General features: G+C 66.1%; 12 protein-coding genes, 2 tRNA genes, 3 rRNA genes and 1 pseudogene. 11 read left to right on the top strand and 7 right to left on the bottom strand.

Annotated features, from left to right (window positions below; all coding sequences use genetic code 11):
• Positions 1-134: 134 nt before the first annotated feature.
• From DP107_RS11620 to DP107_RS11610, 3 genes are all read right to left on the bottom strand, one after another.
• Positions 135-950, bottom strand: a complete 816-nt coding sequence (locus DP107_RS11620; protein WP_144262318.1) for an ABC transporter permease — start codon at positions 948-950, stop codon at positions 135-137.
• Positions 951-1,035: 85 nt separating this feature from the next.
• Entirely contained in the window at positions 1,036-2,067 is a 1,032-nt protein-coding gene (locus DP107_RS11615; RefSeq protein ID WP_144262317.1) for an ABC transporter ATP-binding protein, read from the bottom strand.
• Positions 2,068-2,295: 228 nt separating this feature from the next.
• Positions 2,296-2,493 carry a hypothetical protein gene (locus tag DP107_RS11610; protein WP_144262316.1) on the bottom strand — a complete coding sequence of 66 codons (198 nt, stop codon included), beginning with the start codon at positions 2,491-2,493 and terminating at the stop codon, positions 2,296-2,298.
• Between the two features lie 116 nt (positions 2,494-2,609).
• Between DP107_RS11610 and DP107_RS21680 the strand changes: the two genes are divergently transcribed.
• The 4 genes and pseudogenes from DP107_RS21680 (at position 2,610) to DP107_RS11585 (ending at position 9,538) form a co-directional block, all read left to right on the top strand.
• Positions 2,610-6,776, top strand: coding sequence for an LAGLIDADG family homing endonuclease (locus DP107_RS21680; RefSeq protein ID WP_449405194.1), 4,167 nt, complete (start codon positions 2,610-2,612; stop codon positions 6,774-6,776).
• A 57-nt stretch (positions 6,777-6,833) separates the two neighbouring features.
• Entirely contained in the window at positions 6,834-8,168 is a 1,335-nt protein-coding gene (gene thrC / locus DP107_RS11595) for a threonine synthase (RefSeq protein ID WP_144262315.1), read from the top strand.
• Between the two features lie 119 nt (positions 8,169-8,287).
• Positions 8,288-9,024, top strand: a pseudogene (locus tag DP107_RS21440) (enoyl-CoA hydratase/isomerase family protein).
• A 124-nt stretch (positions 9,025-9,148) separates the two neighbouring features.
• Positions 9,149-9,538 carry a hypothetical protein gene (locus tag DP107_RS11585; protein WP_144262314.1) on the top strand — a complete coding sequence of 130 codons (390 nt, stop codon included), beginning with the start codon at positions 9,149-9,151 and terminating at the stop codon, positions 9,536-9,538.
• A 382-nt stretch (positions 9,539-9,920) separates the two neighbouring features.
• On the opposite strand, the gene azf is transcribed toward DP107_RS11585, so the two are convergent.
• The 3 genes from azf to DP107_RS11570 are packed head-to-tail and all read right to left on the bottom strand — an operon-like array spanning position 9,921 to position 12,043.
• Positions 9,921-10,679, bottom strand: a complete 759-nt coding sequence (azf, locus tag DP107_RS11580) for an NAD-dependent glucose-6-phosphate dehydrogenase Azf (protein WP_144262313.1) — start codon at positions 10,677-10,679, stop codon at positions 9,921-9,923.
• Positions 10,680-10,738: 59 nt separating this feature from the next.
• Positions 10,739-11,800 carry a quinone-dependent dihydroorotate dehydrogenase gene (locus tag DP107_RS11575; protein WP_144262312.1) on the bottom strand — a complete coding sequence of 354 codons (1,062 nt, stop codon included), beginning with the start codon at positions 11,798-11,800 and terminating at the stop codon, positions 10,739-10,741.
• Between the two features lie 45 nt (positions 11,801-11,845).
• Positions 11,846-12,043 (bottom strand): SymE family type I addiction module toxin, encoded by a 198-nt coding sequence (locus tag DP107_RS11570; protein WP_144262330.1) that lies wholly within the window; start codon positions 12,041-12,043, stop codon positions 11,846-11,848.
• A gap of 223 nt (positions 12,044-12,266) precedes the next feature.
• Between DP107_RS11570 and DP107_RS11565 the strand changes: the two genes are divergently transcribed.
• The 7 genes from DP107_RS11565 to DP107_RS11535 all read left to right on the top strand — a co-directional run bounded on the left by DP107_RS11565 (position 12,267) and on the right by DP107_RS11535 (position 19,983).
• Positions 12,267-12,578, top strand: a complete 312-nt coding sequence (locus DP107_RS11565) for a non-histone chromosomal MC1 family protein (protein ID WP_144262311.1) — start codon at positions 12,267-12,269, stop codon at positions 12,576-12,578.
• A 682-nt stretch (positions 12,579-13,260) separates the two neighbouring features.
• Positions 13,261-14,731, top strand: a 16S ribosomal RNA gene (locus DP107_RS11560).
• A 96-nt stretch (positions 14,732-14,827) separates the two neighbouring features.
• Positions 14,828-14,899 (top strand) — tRNA-Ala (locus DP107_RS11555).
• A gap of 194 nt (positions 14,900-15,093) precedes the next feature.
• Positions 15,094-18,008 (top strand): 23S ribosomal RNA (locus tag DP107_RS11550).
• A 114-nt stretch (positions 18,009-18,122) separates the two neighbouring features.
• A 5S ribosomal RNA gene (gene rrf / locus DP107_RS11545) occupies positions 18,123-18,244 on the top strand.
• The 16S, 23S and 5S rRNA genes sit together here with 1 tRNA gene alongside, the layout of an rRNA operon.
• Positions 18,245-18,497: 253 nt before the next feature.
• Positions 18,498-19,691 (top strand): acyl-CoA dehydrogenase family protein, encoded by a 1,194-nt coding sequence (locus DP107_RS11540; RefSeq protein ID WP_238330862.1) that lies wholly within the window; start codon positions 18,498-18,500, stop codon positions 19,689-19,691.
• 216 nt (positions 19,692-19,907) lie between these two features.
• Positions 19,908-19,983, top strand: a tRNA-Cys gene (locus tag DP107_RS11535).
• A gap of 104 nt (positions 19,984-20,087) precedes the next feature.
• Here DP107_RS11535 and DP107_RS11530 read toward each other — a convergent pair.
• Positions 20,088-20,894 carry a hypothetical protein gene (locus DP107_RS11530; protein WP_144262310.1) on the bottom strand — a complete coding sequence of 269 codons (807 nt, stop codon included), beginning with the start codon at positions 20,892-20,894 and terminating at the stop codon, positions 20,088-20,090.
• Positions 20,895-20,941 lie beyond the last annotated feature (47 nt).

The raw sequence follows: 20,941 nt of genomic DNA, 5'->3' as shown, positions 1-20,941 counted from the left end.
AGGCGCGCGTTTCACCGCTCGGAGCGAGCGAAGCGAGCGGAGAGCGGCCCTTTTTAACGTCTTTTGCGCAAGCGGTTGCCGCAGACGGCCGGCCGCAGGCCGGCCGACAAGGCAACCCGCAGCGGAAAAAAGCTCTATTCGATGAGCCCGTAGCCCCGCCGGAACAGCACGACGTTCGCCGCGATGACGGCTAATGTCAGTGCCGTCAGCACGACGAGCGAGGTGTTCGGGTCGACGTCGGCGTAGCCGAGGAAGCCGTAGCGGACGCCGTTGACCATGTAGATCATCGGGTTCAGCAGCGAGAGGGTGCGGTAGAGCGGCGGCAGTACGTCCAGCGAGTAGAAGACGCCCCCGAAGAAGACCAGCGGCCGGAGGATGAACTGGTTGAGGACGGTGAGGTAGTCGAAGTCACGGGCCCAGAGGCCACCCATCACGCCGAAGGAGGCGAACAGCGTCGTCACGACCAGCATGAACGCGACGAGGTAGCCCGGCCGCTCGATGGGGACGAACGCCCGGTCGATGGCAAAGGGGAGGAAGACGAGGCCGACGCCGACGATGATGAAGCCGACGAACACGCCCCGGAGCGTCGAGGCGATGGTGTAGGCGGCGACCTGCTCGCGGTAGGAGAGCGGCGAGGTAAGCACCTCGTGGATGTAGTCGTTCCAGCGGCCGTGGAAGATGGAGAAGGCGCTGTTCTCGAAGGCGTTGGAGATGGCCCCCAGCACGACGAGCCCGGGGAGGATGAAGAGGATGTAGTCGAAGCCCGCGATCCGGTCGATGCGGCCGCCGAGCACGACCCCGAAGACGGCGAAGTAGAGGACGTTGGTGATGGCCGGCGGGAGGAAGGTGTTGCGCGGCCGTCGGACGAACCGGAGGATCTCGCGTTTCAGCAGCGACCGGAAGCCGACGAAGCGGCCGCCACGCCCGCTCGGTGCCGTCCCGGTACTCACGCCGGGCGTACCGCCGTCGGAACGCGGTTCCGACGAGGCCCCGGCGGGACGATCGCCGCTGTCCGTTCGGGGACCACGCTCCCCGTCAGTCACCGTCGGTCCCCCCGTCGGGAACGGCAGCGACCTCGGGGTCGGGTTCCGTGCCGTCGTCGGTTTCGGCGTCGACCGCGTCGTCGGTCCCGCTCCCGTCCTCGTCGTCCAGTCGCGTCATGTCGACGAACACCTCCTCCAGCGAGGCCCGCCGGATGTCGAGGTCGACGACCCGGTGGCCCGCGGACTCCAGCGTCCGCATGAGAGCGGGCGCGACGCGGCCGCCGCCCGCGGCCGTCACGACGAGGGCGTCGCCGTCCACGGTCGCGTCCTGCACGCCGTCGATGGCCCGGACGGCGCTCGGCACGGCGGCGGGTCGCTGGGCCAGCGTCAGCCGGACGGTGTCGGTCCCCCGGGCCCGCAGGTCGTCCGGGGTGGCGACCTCGACACGGCGCCCCTCGTCCATGATGGCGACGCGGTCGCAGAGCCGCTCGGCCTCCTCGATGTAGTGGGTGGTGAGGAGGACCGTCATCCCGCCGGCGTTGAGCTCCTCGATGAGCTCCCAGAGGTCGTGGCGAAGCTCCACGTCGACGCCCGCGGTCGGCTCGTCGAGGATGAGCAGGTCCGGGTCCGTCACGAGGGCCCGCGCGAGGAGGAAGCGCCGCTTCATGCCGCCGGAGAGCCAGTCGAACCGGGTGTCGCGCTTGTCGTAGATGCCGACCGTCCGCAGCGCCTCGTCGGCCCGCTCGCTCGCCGCGGCCGGCGCGACGCCGTGGTAGCCGGCCTTGTGCTCGAGCACCTCGCGGATGGGGAAGAAGCGGTCGACGTTGAACTCCTGCGGGGCGAGGCCGATGCGGTTGCGGGCCGCGCGGTAGTCGGCCGCGACGTCGTGGCCGAACACCTCGGCCGTGCCGTCCGTGGCCCGAGCCAGTCCGACCAGCGTGTTGATGAACGTCGTCTTGCCGGCGCCGTTCGGCCCGAGCAGCCCGAAGAACTCCCCCTCCTCCACCTCGAGCGAGAGGCCGTCCAGCGCCCGGACGTCACCGTAGTCCTTCACGAGGTCCTCGGTCCGGATGGCCAGTGTCATTACCGAAGGGAGGCCACGAGCCCGGTTAAGCGGCCCGGAACCCGCGTCTGAACGTGTTCCGTGCCATCGTGCACCACCCCGACATGACCGGCCAGTGGCGGCGAGCCATCGGCTCCGCGCCGGCTCCTCGGGAAGCGGCGACCGACTCGAGTACCGGACAGGGCGACCCGCGGCCGGCTACTCCCGGCCGAGCCACGCCCGCAGTCGGTCGAGCGCGCCGCTCCCGCTCTAAGAGGGCCTCGTACTGATGGTCCGCTGGATGCGGTGTTCGCTGCGTTCCAGCTCCGTCTCCAGTTCGGCGACCCGCGCCCGGAGCCGTCGCTCGCGCTCGGGCGGCCGCTCCGTCGCCGGGTCGCGGTATGCGTTCGGTGCGCCGCCGTCGTGCTCCCATCCGTCCCCAGCGGCCTCGTGGGAGCGTGATGCCATCGCGGCGCCCGGTTCAGCACGAGGTCAGAAGAACCCCCGTCAGACGCACGACCGACGCCGGTCGCGTGCCGGCCGGCCCTCGGACGATTTAACTCCGGGGGCGGCCTCCACCAGGTATGAGCGACCCCGGTGAACCCGCCGCCGACGCGCCGGCGGCCTCCGAGCGCGGGCGGGAGGTCTGGATCGAGAAGTACCGCCCCCAGTCGCTGGACGACATCGTCGGCCAGGACGCCATCGTCGAGCGACTCAAGTCCTACATCAACAAGCAAGATTTGCCGCACCTTCTCTTCGCGGGGCCTGCAGGTGTTGGCAAATGCGTGACCGGCGAAACCCCCGTGCTGACGAACGGTGGTCTCCGACGAATCGAGGATGTCATCGGCGAGCACGACGGTTTCGCTCAACCGGACAGCGATCTGGAAGTGCTCACCTTCGACGACGGCGAGTTCCGGTACACGGCTCCGTCACACGTTTTCGGTAAGGAAGCCGAGGAGCTCGTCCGGGTCTCCACGCGGGACGGGAACGAACTGAGTACGACACCCGAGCATCAGTACCTCGTCCTTGGAAGCGACGGGTTCGAGTGGGTGCCTGCAGCCGACCTCGAAACAGGGGACCGCGTTGTTCGCCCTTTGAACGCACCGCTCCCGGACGAACCCCCTCGACTGGACTGGTTCGAGCGAATGGATGGCAACCGGACGCTCGTCCATCTCACCGAGTCGTTCGCGCGGGAACACGAGATCCCGGTGGAGGAGAACTTCGTCGGGAAAAAGAAGCGGGTCGTTCGGGGACTCCGAAAGGGTGAGGACCCGGACGCGATCGCCGAGGCCGCGGATACGACACGGAAGACCGCCCTCGCCTACCGCCGGGACGTAGCGGACCGCGACCTCGATGCTCCGAGCACGGTCGCGTCTCTCGGGTCTCTCCGGTCGCTGACTGTTCCGAACAGGGAGATCGTGCCACACGTCACGGCGATCCAGCACGTCAGTACGAACAACCGCCGCTCGGGTCCGATCGATCCGCCGACGGAACTGACACCCGCTCTGGCACGGTTCGTCGGCTTGGCTGTGAGCGAAGCGCAGATCGACGGTGGCCGGATCAAGTTCTACAACGAGAACGAGGACCTGCTCGATTCGTTCGACGCGGCAGCCCGGGACTGCTTCGGACTCGCCCCCGATGCGGGCACACAGAAGGGCGTCCCGTCCCGGCGGCTCGGAAACCGGACCCTCACTGCCTATCTACGGGCCTGTTTCGATGTCTTCGACGGGATGGCGGGCGGAGACGGTATCGGATCAGCGCTGCTACGTGGGGCCCCGGAGAGCCGCGCGGCGTTCCTTCGGGCGGTGTTCGATGCCGAGGCCCACGTCACGGAACACGGTATCATCGAACTCTCCCAGAAGAACGGAGACCTGCTCACGCTGCTGTCATATCTGCTCGCCGGGTTCGGCGTCCCGAGCAGACGCGACACGGACCAGAAGGCGGCCACGAACGGAACTGGAACCGAGCGCGAGTACCACACGCTGTACGTCTCCGGCGCGCCGGCACTCACCGCATTCGAGGACGCCGTCGGGTTCGGTATCGACCGGAAGGCCGATCGCCTCTCCCGGAACGCGGCTCGCGACGCGAACCCGAATCAGGACACGATGCCGGTCCAGACGGCGATCGACGACCTCTGCGACCGGCTCGCGCTCACCAGATCCGAACTGACCGCCGGAGCAGCGGAGGCGGAGACGCGCGCTCGACACCGATGCCTTCGGAACGCCGAGCGCGTACTGGATGCTGCGACGCGGCGGGTCGAGGATGCACAGGAGGTCCTCGCGACGCTGGATCGGCTGGAACCCGGCCTGCGCGCCATCGATCGGGTTCCGGCGACGTGGGCGGGCGACCGCGCGGCACTGGAGCCGATGGAAGCACGCCGCCCCGTCTCCGAGGCCATCGGCGTCCGAACGGACCGTCTCCTCGAGTGCTCCGACGGTCGTCGAACCCCGACCGCCGACCGGACGACGCGCCTCCTGACCGAGATGGGCGTGCTCGCGGAGGAGCCGCGAGTGGAGGCGGTTCAGGAAGCACTCTCCGATAGCATCGACCGCCTCGGTGTCTCGCACGCACGGGTGGCCGACGGCCTCGAGATCCGGAACACGGATATCATCAACCTGCTGGGGAACGACGACCGCGATCTCGCCTCGCTCGGCCGGTTCCGTTCGGTTGCCGACCGGGTCCGAGAAATCGCAACAAAAATGTGTTCCGAGGCGGTGCTGACGGACCTCCGAGCGCTCGACACGCTGGCACGCTCTGATATTTACCTGGACGAGGTCGAGGCCACTCGCCGGATTACCGAATCCCGCCGCGTGTACGACCTCACGGTTCCAGGGACACGGAACTACGTCGCCGGCGCAGTCCCGTCGGTGATGCACAACACCACCTCCGCGGTCGCCATCGCCAAGGAGATCTACGGTGAGGACTGGCGGGAGAACTTCCTGGAGTTGAACGCCAGCGACCAGCGGGGCATCGACGTGGTCCGGGACCGCATCAAGAGCTTCGCGCGGGCCTCCTTCGGCGGCTACGACTACCGTGTGATATTCCTCGACGAAGCGGACGCGCTCTGTCTCCCGCCTGGAACGCCGGTGACTACGGGGCCGCCGAGCAACCCCGAGGTCAAGCCGATAGAGGAGGTGAGACAGGATGGAGAGCCGATTCCGTCAGTGAGCTTCGAGACGAACGAGGTGGAACCTGACCGGGGACGGCTCCTCGAAACGGGGACCGCTGACTTCTATCGGATCCAGTTGAGTGATGGTCGGGAGATAGTTGCCAGCCCGCGTCATCCGTTCTTCGTAGTCGACGAAGACGAGCGGCTGGTCGAGCGAGAACTGCAGGACCTCTCGGGGGGCGACCGGATCGCCGACTTCCGCGACGTGGTCGGCCTCTCGGAGTGCGGGGCCTGCGGTGAGTGGACCGCAAACGACCGCTTCTGTTCGCAGTCGTGCAAAAACGAGGGCCACAGCGAGGAAATGACTGGAGAGGACAATCCACGACATGGCGAGGCCGCATGGAACCGTGGGCTCACGAAAGAGGACGACCCCAGAGTCGCAGCGCAGGCTAACCCGGGTGCCGCGAACGGAAACTACGGCGGTGAGTATCACGGTCCGAACCCGTGGGAGGACCCGGAACTGGCCGCCGAACTCCGGGAGAAGCTCTCGGAGGCGATGAGTGGGCGCGAGCTGAGCGAGGAGCACCGTCGGGCCATCGGCGCCGGTGTTATGGAGCACCACCGCGGCGTCGAGATTGAGATAGAGGAGTACGAACCGTACGCTCGCCGAATCGTTCGAAACAGAGCGTACGCGGAGTGCGAAATCTGCGGTGAGGAGCGTCGTACCGAAGGCCGAGACGGAATCTATGTCCACCATATCGACGGGGACCGCGACAACAACGCCGAGGAGAACCTGATGTTGGTCTGTCCGCGGTGCCACAACTTCGTCTGTCATGATAGAGTGCCCGATATGGTCGAAGGGTGGCGACAGAACCCCTGCCGGAAGGATATCACTGACGGGGGACGCGCGCGAGTTGAGACGGCTAGGATCGACCGAATAGAGTTCGACCACCACGGCCCGGCGTACAACATTACGATGGAGGGGACGCCGAACTTCGCGCTCGGAAACGGGATCCTCACCCACAACACCTCCGACGCGCAAGGCGCCCTGCGCCGGACGATGGAGCAGTTCTCCAACAACACCCGGTTCGTCCTCTCCTGTAACTACTCCTCGCAGATCATCGACCCGATCCAGTCCCGGTGTGCGGTGTTCCGGTTCTCGCCGCTGGGGGACGACGCCGTGGAGGCACAGGTCCGGCAGATCGCCGAGAACGAGGATATCGAACTGACCGAGAGCGGGGTCGACGCGCTGGTCTACGCCGCCGCCGGCGACATGCGAAAGGGCATCAACGGGCTGCAGGCCGCCGCCGTGATGGGCGAGACGGTCGACGAGGAGGCCGTCTACGCCATCACCTCGACCGCGCGCCCGGAGGAGATCAGGGTACTCGTCGAGCGGGCGCTGGACGGCGACTTCACGGCCGCGCGCTCCCGACTCGACGACCTGCTCACCGAGTCCGGCATCGCGGGCGGGGACATCATCGACCAGCTCCACCGCTCGGTCTGGGAGTTCGACATCGACGACGAGGCGGCGGTCAAGCTGATGGACCGGGTCGGGGAGGCCGACTACCGCATCACGGCGGGGGCAAACGAGCAGATCCAGCTGGAGGCGCTGCTCGCGTCGCTCGCGCTGGACGAGGACTGAGCCGGCGGCTCCGCCGGTACCGGTCGATTTTTGCACGCGTGACGCGCAAGGTGGCGTATGACCGACCTGTCGCTCCCGGACGGCCCCGCCCTCGCCCCCGACGCGCCGGACGTCGCCGACCGCGGCGTCTGGCTCGCGTGCATCGCGTGTGGCGAGGCGCACGCGCCGTTCGACGACATCATCTACACCTGTCCGGACTGTGGCGGGCTGCTGGAGGCGCGCTACGACTCCTATCCCGGCTTCGACGCGTTCGAGGGTCCGACGTCGGTGTGGCGGTACGCCGCCGCGCTCCCGTTCGCGGAGGGGGTGACGCTCCCGGAGGGCGGGACGCCGCTCCACCGCGTCCCCCGGCTCGAGGACGACGTCGGCGTGCGGAACCTCCGGGTCAAGCACGAGGGGATGAACCCGACGGGCAGCTTCAAGGACCGCGGGATGACCGTCGGCGTCCGGGTCGCACGGGAGCTGGACGTCGACCGCCTCGCCTGTGCCTCGACGGGGAACACCTCGGCCGCGCTCGCCGCGTACGGCGGCCGCGCGGACCTGCAGACGCTCGTGCTCCTGCCGGCCGGGAAGGTCGCCGCCGGCAAGATCGCCCAGGCCGCGCTCCACGACGCGCGCATCTTGGAGGTCGAGGGGAACTTCGACGACTGCCTCGACCGCGTGCAGGACCTCGCCGACCGCGGGGAGGCCTACCTGCTGAACTCGCTCAACCCCTTCCGGCTGGAGGGGCAGAAGACCATCGGGCTCGAGATCCTCGAGGAGTTCCGCGACGACCACGGCCGGTTCCCGGACCGGATCTGCCTCCCGGTCGGCAACGCCGGCAACACCGCCGCGCTGTACAAATGCTTCCGCGAGATGGTGTTGAGCGGCGACCTCGCGCCGGGGGACGTGCCGAAGCTGACCGGTGTCCAGGCCGAGGGCGCCGCGCCGATGGTCGAGGCCATCGAGGACGGCCGCGAGGACACCCGCCGGTGGGAGGACGTCGAGACCATCGCGACGGCCATCCGCATCGGCAACCCGGTCAACGCGCCGAAGGCGCTCCCGGGCATCCGCGAGACCGGCGGTACCGCCGTCTCGGTCCCCGACGAGGAGATCACGAGCGCACAGCGAGCCCTCGCGCGTGAGGGTGTCGGCGTCGAGCCGGCCTCGGCCGCGTCGGTCGCGGGCCTCCGGAAGCTCCGCGACCGCGGCGAGGTCGGTCCCGGCGAGGACGTGGTCTGCCTGACGACCGGTCACCTACTGAAGGACCCGGACGCCGCCGCGGAGGCCGGTGCCGAGCCGGAGGCCGTCCCCAACGACACGGACGACATCCTCGCGCACCTCGCGGGCAAGCGTGTCACGCCCGGCGGCGTGCGCGGCGTCGTCGCCAGACTGGTCGGCCGCTTCCGGTAGGCCGGTCCCGGTCGCCGGGCGGGGGGGAACGAACAAGGAACGCCCGTCCTCCCCCGCCCACGTCCGACCCGGACGGCTTCGAGGCCATCGAGCTGACGCGCGACGACGGGCTGGCGACCGTGACCCCGGCCCGCCCCGAGTCGAACAACATCATCAGCCCGGGGATGCTGGACGACCTCGCGGCCGTCGTCGACCGGCTCGCCGACGACACGCCGCGGCCGGTGTTGCTGCGTGGCGCGGGCGAGCAGTTCTCCTACGGCGCGGACCTGGAGGCGAACTCCGACGCCCACGTCGACGGCGAGGGGCACCGAGCACAGGCCGAACTCTCCCGAGGGGGCCAGCGGGTGTTCGGCGGCTTCCGCGATCTTGACTGCCCGGTCGTGGCGGCCATCCACGGGTCCTGCTTCGGCGGCGGCATGGAGCTCACCATGTGTGCGGACCTGCGGGTGGCCGCGGAGAGCGCGGAGATCGGCCTGCCCGAGCACCGCATCGGCCTGCTGCCGGGCTGGGGGGCACCACCCGCCTCCAGCGCCTCGTCGGCCAGTCCGCTGTCAAGTACGTCGTCTTCGCCGCGGAGCCACAGCCCGCCGAGCGGATGCGCGAGTTCGGCTTCGTCCACGAGGTGTACCCCGACGACGCCTTCGAGGAGCGGGCCGAGTCGTTCGCCCGGGAGATCGCCGGCGACCCGCCGCTGGCTCGCAAGTACACCAAACGCGCGATGCACGACGCCGAGCCGTTCGACGAGGGACTGGAGGCCGAGGCCCACGCCTTCGGCCACCTGCGCGGCTCCGAGGACCTCGCGGGGGGCATCGAGGCGTTCCTCACCGAGTGCGAGCCGGAGTTCGAGGGGCGCTAACCCGCCCGGCGTCGGGCATGTGGGGGTCACGCGCCGCTCCACCCGAAACGGTGGCGTGCGGAGCGACGACGGGCGTCTGACGCCGGCCCGTGGGTACTTGTAGCAGGACCGTTCGCGGGTCGGTATGGCCTCGACCGACACCGAACCCGAGTCGGGCACGCAGTTCGTCCGGACCACCGGACTCGACGGGACCGAACCGACCGACGAGCGGGCCGCGCTCCGGCAGCGCGTCGCCGAACTGGAGTCCGAACTCCAGCGCAAGGAGGCCGTCCTCGCCGAGCGCAACGAGGAGGTCGCCCGCCTCCGGCACCGGCTCGACCACCGGGAGCAGGCCCTCGCGGAGCGCGAGGCCGACCTCGAGGCGGCGCGCCAGGAACTGGCCAACGCCGAGGAGTGGGCCGAGTTCCTCGACCGGGAGCTGCGCCACCAGCGCGACCGCGTCGGCTCGCTGGAGGAGCGGGTCGAGTCCATCGAGTCGCGCTCGCTGTGGGACCGAATCAGGAGTGTGTTCTGAAGCTTCCGACGCCCTCACCGCTCCGCGGTTCCACCGACAGGAAGCGCACGCCTCTGCCGGCGGAGCCGGCGCGTCAGCGCCGAGCGGAGCCCACTTGGCGCCCGCGCGGAGGTGTGGGGACACCCTGCCTCGCTGGAACCACTACACCCATCGCCTGACCCGGAACGGTCTCCCTGGCGGAATCGAAGGGCGAGGAGCGCAGCGAGTCACGGCCACCCGAGCGCGCGAGGGCTTCGTAGCCCGTCCCGCCGTCATCGTAGCGAGCTTCGGTCTATTCCAGAATCCGGGCTGTATGAACATAATCTGGCGGTTTGGAGCCGGGAGCGGGGAATAGGTCCGGGAAGTATCCAGTAGAAGTTAGAAAACGAGAACAAACGTAGTTCTACACCACCTTCTCCTCGCCCTCCCACTCCGCGGAGTTGTCCTGTGGGTCGTAGCCCAGCACCTCCTTGGCCCGCTCTATGGAGTAGTACTTCCGGTCGTTGTCGGAGATGCCGTAGACGACCTCGTAATCGTAGTCGGCCTCAAGCGCGCACGCGTGCAGGTGCGCGCAATCCGGGTAGGAGAGCCACATCGCCTGGCCGCGGTCGTAGTCGATGGGGGGGTGGCCCTCCGTGAGGTTGCCGATGCGGATACAGCAGACCGAGAGGTCGTGCTCGTCGTGGTAGTACCGGCCCAGCGTCTCGCCGGCGGCCTTCGAGACGCCGTAGAAGTTGCCCGGGCGGGGGAGCTCCGTCCCGTCGAGGCGGAACTCGTCCTCGGGCTGGTAGAGGTCGGGCGTGCGCTCGGTCTCGAAATGCCCGACCGCGTGGTTGGAGGAGGCGTAGACGAACCGTTCGACGCCGGCCTCGACGGCGGCGTCGAACATCACCTTCGTCCCGTGGATGTTGTTCTCCAGGACCGAGTCCCAGGGGGCGTCCGGGCGGGGGTCGCCGGCGAGGTGGATGACGGCGCCGACGCCCTCGCAGGCCTCGCGGGCGTCGGGCGGTTCGGTGATCTCGCCAACCATGTACGGGTGGTCCGGCTCCTTGGGAGGGGGGTTGTGGTAGAGGAGGCGCCAGTCGTAGTCGTCGTCGAGCCCGTCCAGTATCGCACCACCGACGTACCCCCCGGCGCCGGTCAGCAGCACGGTGTCGTCCATTCGGTCGACTGGTGGTCTGGCCGGAGTAAGTAACGTGTGGTTGGCGGTCGTAAGGGGGGCTACAGGTCCGCGCCGACGGCGTCGGCCACGGAGTCGAAGCCGTCCCGCTCCAGCAGGTTCAGCAGCCCCTGGTTGATATCACGTGCCAGCGTCGGGCCCTCGTAGACGAGGCCGGTGTAGAGCTGGACCACCCGTGCGCCCGCGCGGATCTTCGCGTATGCCCCTTCGGCGGAGTCGACACCGCCCACGCCGACGACGGGTACGTCCGTTCGCCGGGCGACGAACCGGATCGTTTCGGTCGCGTGCTCCTCTAGCGGGGCCCCGGAGAGGCCGCCCTCCTCGGCCGCGCTCGAGGAGCTGAGCGAGGCGGGCCGCCGCGTGGTGGTGTTGGTCGCGACGATGCCATCGAGGTCGAGGTCGTCGACCACGGCGATGGCGTCCTCGATGGCCCCCTCGCCGAGGTCCGGCGAGAGCTTCACCAGCAGCGGGTCGGCGCCGGCGTCCCGGAGCGTCCCGAGGATGTCGGTCAGGCTGTCGCGGTCCTGCAGCGAGCGCAGTCCCGGCGTGTTCGGGCTGGAGACGTTGACCACGAAGAAGTCCGCGTCCGCGACCCGCTCGTACGTGTACAGGTAGTCGTCCGCCGCGTCCTCCAGCGGTGCCGACTTGGATTTCCCGACATTGACTCCCAGCGGGACGGACAGCGAATCGGCGTGGTCGGCCACCCGCGGGCCGATAGCGTCGGCGCCGTCGTTGTTGAATCCCAGCCGGTTGATGAGGGCGCCGTCCCCGGGGAGGCGGAACATCCGGGGTCGTGGGTTACCCGCCTGCTGCTCGGCGGTCACGCCGCCGACCTCGACGTGACCGAATCCGAGCGCGGCGAGCATCGGCGCGACGTTGGCGTTCTTGTCGAACCCGGCGGCGATGCCGACCGGCGAGGGGAACGACTGACCGAACGCCTCGACGGCGAGCCGGTCGTCCGTGACCGTCAGGCGGTCGCGGAGCAGGGACTCGACGGGCGTGCCCTGTGCGGCTTCGAGCCCCCGGACCGTCGTCTCGTGTGCGGTCTCCGGGGGGAGCGAGAAGAGGAGCGGCTTGGCGATGTCGTAGAGCGAAGGTCCCATCGTTCGATGACCGGTGACCCGCGAGAATAAGCGCGGCGGTCCGTCTCAGAACTCGTGCTCGACCTCCTCCGGGTTGGCCTTCTGGATGATGATCTTCCCGTCGCGTACGCGGATGAACACCTCGTCGCCGATATCGAGGCCGGCGACCGCGAGTTCGTCCTCGTGAAGGTTGACGTGGACGTTGTGATACTCCCCGTTCTCGTCCTTGGCACCGCTCGGAGAGAGCTTCTTCTTGCGGACCATCGAGTGCGTACCGGTGTATTCACCGCACGGCATACATAAGTGTACCGTGCACCGATCCGCTGGACATCGTGCGTACCGGCCCGAGATGAGTGCATCAGTCGTCGCGGAGGACGCCCCGACCTCGCGTCCCGGCGTGAACGGGGCGGAATCGCCCGTCGAGATGCGGATTCGGGGGGTATATTTATATCTGGTGATGTTCACACGCCGCATGGAGGCAACAGTAATGGTCGACGACGAAGACACGCGCAACTTCGCGCTACGGGACGACATCGGCAACGAGACCAGCGTCTTCTCCGGGCGGACCCCCCGGCAGGCCGCGCTGAAAGCGGCCCGACGGCTGGACCCGGCCAAGAGCGAACAGCAGGCCGAGCATCACGAGCTCCGGCTCCGAGAGAAGGGCACCACGAAGGTGCATATCTACGACGGCTGGGCCTGGACGGAGGAGGCCCCCGACGATAAGCCCGACTGGATGCCGGCCTCGATCACGGAGGCGAACGTCTCCAAGAAGGGCATCGAACACCTCGAATCGATCTGACCCCCGCCGTCTTCTCTCGGAAGGGCTAACCCGCCAGTGCCCACAGTCGGAGATGCGCGGCCCTCATCCGGCGGGACGGCGTGCCAGCGCGGGATGACCGCCCGGCCTCCAGCCGCGCGACATCGCCTACCTATAGGCCAAGTGATATCTCCCGACCGAGCGGACGCCCGGGCCGCGTGTCAGCGTCCCATGACGCCGTGGGCCGTGGAACGCCTGCACACGCCGGGGTCACTCCGACGGGGTTAAGTGTAACACCGGCCTCGTGAAGAAATGCGAACGCCGCGGGGCACTCAGCCCGGAACCGCTCCGGGACTGTCCCCGTGGTCAACTGGGACGTTCCGACGCCCTTATACGGCGCCGGGCGTTTCTGTTGAAGTACGCACCCGACGCCCGAATCGACACAGGGCGACGGGACACCATCGATGCCCTTATATGGATACGGGGGCTCGTTGGTGATGTGACGGGGCGCCCTCAACCGGTGCCCCGGGCCGGATGGAGTCCGATGGGTTTATGACCCACGCCGGGCAATATCCAGGTCCGAAAGAAATGAGGATTCCACCCCTGCGGTCCGCCGTCAAGATGGAATCTGATGTCAGCCTTGACAGTTCGGTGACACTCGGTCGATCGTCACCGAACGTCCGATAGCATCCCGCCTTAACCCGCCTCGCCTCGTGCGAGGCACATTCCGGTTGATCCTGCCGGAGGCCATTGCTATCGGTGTCCGATTTAGCCATGCGAGTCGTGCGGGTTCAGACCCGCGGCGAACTGCTCAGTAACACGTGGCCAAGCTACCCTCTGGAGACGGATAACCTCGGGAAACTGAGGCTAACCCGTCATACCGCTTCCGAGCTGGAGTGCTGGAAGCGGGAAACGCTCCGGCGCCGGAGGATGCGGCTGCGGCCGATTAGGTAGACGGTGGGGTAACGGCCCACCGTGCCGATAATCGGTACGGGTTGTGAGAGCAAGAACCCGGAGACGGACTCTGAGACAAGAGTCCGGGCCCTACGGGGCGCAGCAGGCGCGAAACCTTTACACTGCACGCCAGTGCGATAGGGGGACACCGAGTGCGAGGGCATAGAGCCCTCGCTTTTCTGTACCGTAAGGTGGTAGAGGAATAAGGGCTGGGCAAGACCGGTGCCAGCCGCCGCGGTAACACCGGCAGCCCGAGTGATGGCCGATATTATTGGGCCTAAAGCGTCCGTAGCTGGCCGGGGAAGTCCGTCGGGAAATCCACTCGCTCAACGAGTGGGCGTCCGGCGGAAACTCTCCGGCTTGGGACCGGAAGACCGAAGGGGTACGTCCGGGGTAGGAGTGAAATCCTGTAATCCTGGACGGACCACCGGTGGCGAAAGCGCCTTCGGAAGACGGATCCGACAGTGAGGGACGAAAGCTAGGGTCTCGAACCGGATTAGATACCCGGGTAGTCCTAGCCGTAAACGATGCTCGCTAGGTGTGGCGCAGGCTACGAGCCTGCGCTGTGCCGTAGGGAAGCCGTGAAGCGAGCCGCCTGGGAAGTACGTCCGCAAGGATGAAACTTAAAGGAATTGGCGGGGGAGCACTACAACCGGAGGAGCCTGCGGTTTAATTGGACTCAACGCCGGACATCTCACCAGCCCCGACAGCAGTCATGACGGTCAGGTTGATGACCTTACCCGAGCTGCTGAGAGGAGGTGCATGGCCGCCGTCAGCTCGTACCGTGAGGCGTCCTGTTAAGTCAGGCAACGAGCGAGACCCGCACCTCTAGTTGCCAGCAGTACAGCGATGTAGCTGGGTACACTAGGGGGACTGCCGCTGCTAAAGCGGAGGAAGGAACGGGCAACGGTAGGTCAGTATGCCCCGAATGGGCTGGGCAACACGCGGGCTACAATGGTCGGGACAGTGGGACGCGACACCGAGAGGTGGAGCTAATCTCCTAAACCCGATCGTAGTTCGGATTGAGGGCTGGAACTCGCCCTCATGAAGCTGGATTCGGTAGTAATCGCGTGTCAGCAGCGCGCGGTGAATACGTCCCTGCTCCTTGCACACACCGCCCGTCAAAGCACCCGAGTGGGGTCCGGATGAGGTCTGGATTGCCAGATCGAATCTGGGCTCCGCAAGGGGGCTTAAGTCGTAACAAGGTAGCCGTAGGGGAATCTGCGGCTGGATCACCTCCTAATGACCGGGACCCACCCATCGTGGTGGGCCCACCTTTCGCTTCGGACGGTCGACGAGGATCGACCGAGCACCTAAGAACTGTCAAGGCTGACGAAGGGCCCATAGCTCAGCGGTAGAGTGCCTCCTTTGCAAGGAGGATGCCCTGGGTTCGAATCCCAGTGGGTCCATGTTCGCGGGAGAGCAAAGCGACGCCCTCAAGTGGTGTCCTGCGCTTTTCCGTAACAGACCGATGCACCACCCCGTGCAAGCGTGGGTGGGAAGGGTTGATGCAGGTCGCCCACCCGCGACCCTGCAGATGAGATCGTGTGTACGTGTGATTTCCAGGCGCACACTGGACCCGTTCACAGGGTCCGAGTTATAGTCATCGTGGCTACTGTGCTGCCTGGTGGATGGCTCGGCTCAGACGCCGACGAAGGACGTGCCAAGCTGCGATAAGCCCTAGGGAGCCGCACGGAGGCGAAGAACTAGGGATGTCCGAATGGGAATCCCCACCGCAATTGCTTCGCGCAATGGGGAACGCACCGAATTGAAACATCTCAGTAGGTGCAGGAAGAGAAATCAACCGAGATGTCGTTACTAACCGCGAGTGAACCCGACACAGTCCAAACCGAAGGCTTCGGCCAATGTGGTGTTCGGACTGGCTCTCATCCGAGGAAGCTCGACGAGAAGTCTCCTGGAACGGAGCGTGAAACAGGGTGACAACCCCGTATCGTCGTGCAGTACTCGGTGCGTCAGCTCCAGAGTAGCGGGGATTGGAAATTCCTCGTGAAGCTGGCAGACATCGTCTGCCAAGACTAAATACGTTCTGAGACCGATAGCGAAAAAGTAGCGTGAGCGAACGCTGAAAAGCACCCCGAGAAGGGAGGTGCAATAGGGCCTGAAATCAGGTAGCGATAGAGCGATCGGGCACGAAAGGCCCGCAGGGAAACGACCTACCCGCGAGGGTACAGTAGGAGCCTTCGGGAGCCGCTGTCCGATCGTACGTTTTGAAAAACGAACCAAGGAGTGTGCTTGTTTGACGAGTCTAACCGGAGTATCCGGGGAGGCGTAGGGAAACCGACATGGCCGCAGCATTGCGAGGGCCGCCGTATTCAAGTGCGGGGAGTCAAACGGGCACGACCCGAAACCGGGTGATCTACGCGTGGGCAGGGCGAAGCGTGGCGAAAGCTACGTGGAGGCCCGTTAGAGTTGGTGTCCTACAATACCCTCTCGTGACCTACGTGTAGGGGTGAAAGGCCCATCGAACCCGGAAACAGCTGGTTCCGACCGAAAAATGTCGAAGCATTACCTCTTCTGAGGTAGTCCGTGGGGTAGAGCGACCGATTGGGGGCCCCGACTCCGAGAGGAGTCGGACCTCCTGTCGAACTCCGAACTCACGGACGCCGTGGACGAAGGGAGTCCGCTGCGCGGGGTAAGCTTGCGTAGCGTGAGGGAGACAACCCAGAGCTGGGTTAAGGTCCCCAAGTATGGACTAAGTGCGATCGAAGGTGGTCCCAAGCCCTAGACAGCCGGGAGGTGAGCTTAGAAGCAGCTACCCTCTAAGAAAAGCGTAACAGCTTACCGGCCGAGGTTTGGGGCGCCCAAAATGATCGGGGCTCAAGTCCATCACCGAGACCTAGCCGCACGTGTCAGAGCGTGCTCGCGTAGGTCGGCACTCCGGTTGGGTGGAAGCACGGGCGAGAGCTCGCGTGGACCGACCGGTGAGGAAAATCTTGGTCATAGTAGCAGCGATAGTCGGGTTAGAATCCCGACGGCCGAACGAGTAAGGGTTCCTCGGCAATGTTCCACAGCCGAGGGTTAGCCGGTCCTAAGTCCCGTCGTAATTCGAGCGGGACAAAATGGGAAGCTGGTTAATATTCCAGCGCTTCCGTACAACGAAAACTGACGCCTTGGGGTCGACCGGACCACGCTTTCGCGTGGTCGAACTGTCAAAATCCGTGGAAGCCGTAACGGCACGAAGCGGACGAACGGCAGGATAGCGCAAGCCGGTTCAACCTAGGGCCCGTGAAAAGGTGAGTACGGAATCCGTACCGAGATCCGACACAGGTACTCGTGCCAGCGAAAGGCAAGGCCTGTCGGGAACAACCGACGTTAGGGAATTCGGCAATCTGGTCCCGTAAGTTCGCGATAAGGGATGCCTGCTCAGGAGATGAGCAGGTCGCAGTGACTCGGACGCTCCGACTGTCTAGTAACAACATAGGTGACCGCAAATCCGCAAGGACTCGTACGGTCACTGAATCCTGCCCAGTGCGGGTATCTGAACACCCAGTACAATGGGACGAAGGACCCGTCAACGGCGGGGGTAACTATGACCCTCTTAAGGTAGCGTAGTACCTTGCCGCTTCAGTAGCGGCTTGCATGAATGGATCAACGAGAGCGTCGCTGTCCCAACGTTGGGCCCGGTGAACTGTACGTTCCAGTGCGGAGTCTGGAGACCCCCAGGGGGAAGCGAAGACCCTATGGAGCTTTACTGCAAGCTGCCGCTGAGACATGGTCGCTGATGTGCAGAATAGGTAGGAGTCGTTACAGAGGTACCCGCGCCAGCGGGCCACCCAGACACCACTGAAATACTACCCGTCAGTGACTGTGACTCTCACTCCGGGAGGAGAACACCGGTAGCTGGGCAGTTTGACTGGGGCGGTACGCGCTCGAAATGATATCGAGCGCGCCCTAAGTCCACCTCATTCGGGTCGGGAACCCGAAGAAGAGTGCAAGAGCAAAAGGTGGATTGACAGTGTCATTCCTAACGAGTGACGCTGACACGAAAGTGTGGTCTAGCGAACCAATGAGCCTGCCCGATGCGGGCCATTGACGACAGAAAAGCTACCCTAGGGATAACAGAGTCGTCACCGGCAAGAGCACATATCGACCCGGTGGCTTGCTACCTCGATGTCGGTTCCCTCCATCCTGCCCGTGCAGAAGCGGGCAAGGGTGAGGTTGTTCGCCTATTAAAGGAGGTCGTGAGCTGGGTTTAGACCGTCGTGAGACAGGTCGGCTGCTATCTACTGGGGGTGTACGGTGCTTGACGGGAACGATCGTATAGTACGAGAGGAACTACGATCGGTGGCCACTGGTGTACCGGTTGTCCGAGAGGGCATGTGCCGGGCAGCTACGCCACACGGGGTAAGAGCTGAACGCATCTAAGCTCGAAACCCACCTGGAAAAGAAGCACCGCTGAGGACGCTCGTACAAGACGAGTTCGATAGACTCGGGGTGTACGCACCGAGGTAACGAGGTGTTCAGCCCGCGAGAACTAACCGTCCAAAGCCACCAATCATACCTTCGGACTCCGTGAACGGGTCCAGGCGCAATTTGGAAATCACACGTACAGACGATTCATCAGAACCACCGACACTGGCGGTACGACGGTTCGACTCCGTCGGTCGGCGTTAAGGCGGCCACAGCGGCGGGGACACACCCGTACCCATCCCGAACACGGTAGTTAAGCCCGCCAGCGTTCCGGCCAGTACTGGAGTGCGCGAGCCTCTGGGAACACCGGTTCGCCGCCTACCATTCATCTCACGGCGAGTGGCGCTCGTGCCGTTCGCCCGCTCATCACCCGACGAGTGGCGACCCTCGCCCTCGTCACGTCTCCCACACGGCGAGTGGCGACACCGTAGCTCGGGCCGAGCGGTCGCGGTGGTCGCTACCCGCGTCCGTTATGACTCGTGAGTGGCGACGCTGGTCCGCCCGGCGTTCCTGGGGAAACACTACCGCTGTTGTGAGTTGCGAAACTTTATCAAATATCCGGACCTGTGTACGAGTGTGACAACCACACAGTCCACACCCCCGGCGTTCGAGGAGACGGCAGAACTGGATATGATCCGCCAGACCGCCCGCGACGTCGCCGACGGCTACGACGACGACTACTGGTTCGACGTCGCCGATGGCATGGAGCCGACGGAGTTCTGGCAGGATTGTGCCGACGCCGGGTTCCTCGGAGCGGCCATCCCCCAGGAGTACGGTGGCGAGGGGATGGGGTTCTGGGAGCTCTCGGCCATCGTCGAGGAACTCTGCACCAACGGTTGCATGGGCGCGGAGATGCTGTTCGTCGTCAACGTCTGCTTCGGCGGCATCACGCTCGCCGAGAACGGGAGCGAGGAGCAGAAGGAGGAGTGGCTCCCGAAGATCTGTGACGGCGAGGCCAACTGGGCGATGGCGCTCACGGAGCCGGACGCCGGACACAACGCGCCCAACATGACCACCTTCGCCGAGGAGGACGGCGACGAGTACGTCATCGAAGGGACCAAGCAGTGGATCTCCGGGGTGGACTACGCCGACCAGATGCTCACCGTCGCGCGCACGGCACCGAAGGACGACGCCGCCAAGATGCAGGGGGTCACCCTGTTCCTGGTCGACCCGGACGACACGAACCTGGAGGCCCGGGAGCTGGACGTCGGCATCCCCACGCCGGAGAAGCAGTACGAGCTCTCCTTCGACGGGGTCCGCGTCCACGAGGACGACGTCGTCGGCACCCCGGGGATGGGACTGTACCAGCTGTTCGACACTGTCAATCCCGAGCGGCTGCTCGGCGCGGCCGGCGCCATCGGCACGGGCAAGTGCGCCCTGAACCGCGCCATCGACTACGCGAAGGAGCGGGAGGTCTTCGACCAACCCATCGGCGCCCACCAGGCCGTCCAGCATCCCATCGCCGACTCCTGGACGAAGCTCGAGGCCTCCGAGCTCCTGCTCCGCAAGGCCGCGTGGATGGTCGACAACGAGCCCGACCCGAAGAAGACCGCCGAGGTGTCGAACATGGCGAAGCTCCGCGCCACGGAGGTCGGCCACGATGCGACGGACGTGGCGGTCCAGACCCATGGCGGCAACGGCTTCTCGCGTGACTACGCCGTCATCGAGATGTGGAAGGGCTCGCGACTGGGGAAGGTCGCGCCCGGCTCCACCGAGATGATGCGCAACCACGTCGCCGAGCACACGCTCGGGCTGCCGCGATCGTACTGAGCCCCGTCGGGTTCGAGCCGCTCCCCTGTTCGCGTTGCTCGCGCGTCGTGATGACTGGGGCGACGAACGACGGCGATCACGAGCGCGTCGCAGGGATGGCAGCGGCTCTGACGCACTGATCCGACCGGTTCCGACTCCCGTCCGTCAGACCACCGCCTGAACCCTCTCCCACGGGACCGCTACGCTTTTGCCGCCCGTCAGGCTATGGTGAGACGCGCCATGGTGGCAGAGTCCGGCCGAACGCGGCGGCCTGCAGAGCCGCATATCGCCGGTTCAAATCCGGCCCATGGCTCTCCTCGCGAGCGCTCTGCTTGACGGGCGCCGTACTGACCTCGACATTCGGTCGTAGCGCGGCGCCGCCGGACGAGTGCTACCCGGGCACCGGATGTAGTCCCGTCAGTTGATGAGGACGCTCGCGATGCCGACGGCGGCCGCCACGAAGAAGAGGTCGACGAACAGCGTGACGCCCATCCACTTCACCGAGCTGCAGAGGAGCCGCCGTTCGGCCTCGTCCTCGTCGGCGTCCGAGACGACGAACGGGCGGTCGTACAGTCGCTGGAGCACCGGCGGGACCCACGTCGTCGGCCGTCTGACGACGTACGCCCGACCGTCGGTCCGACCGTCGACCGCGGTCGCCGAGACGGCCTCGCCAGCGACGTACACCTCCTCGCCGGCGGCCAGCCGCCTGACGTACTCACGGCGCTGGCTGGTCCGGTCCTCGTAGCTCTCCGAGAGGAGCAGCTCCGCGTCCTCGGGGTCGACCACGACGCCGTCCCCGCCGTCGGTCACGACGAACGGGGCGGTCTCGGTCTCGTTCTTCCTCGTGTCCCAGACCTGCTGGTCACCGTCCTCGCCGGAGCGGTACTCCTTCTCCTTGATCACATGCTCGTACGCGAGGCTCGCCGCGTCGCCGTCGGTCCGTGGAGCGTTCAGCGTCCCGTCCAGCGGTTCGGCCGTCCCCTCGACCTCCACCGGCCCGGCGTCGACCCCGGTCGGCGCCACGGTTTCGGTGTCCCGGAGCCGGAACCAGGCCAGGAGGCGGCCGACCGCCGCCGCGGTGAAGACGACGATACCGACCACGAGACCGAATAGAAGTACCACGAGCATTCCGTCCCGTCCCGCGACAGCGTTGGCGGCGAACAGGAGCACGAACGGTACGGCGATGGCCACGACGGCCCTCACGAGCTTGCTAACTCCCCCCATGATTGCCGCATGGCATCGGGTTCTACTAAACGCTACGGGCGGGGTCT

Origin of the sequence: Haloglomus irregulare (assembly GCF_007421925.1) — an archaeon.
GTDB classification, from domain to species: domain Archaea; phylum Halobacteriota; class Halobacteria; order Halobacteriales; family Haloarculaceae; genus Haloglomus; species Haloglomus irregulare.
Note: the sequence above shows the minus strand (reverse complement) of the source record. Positions and strands in the feature narration are given on the sequence as shown.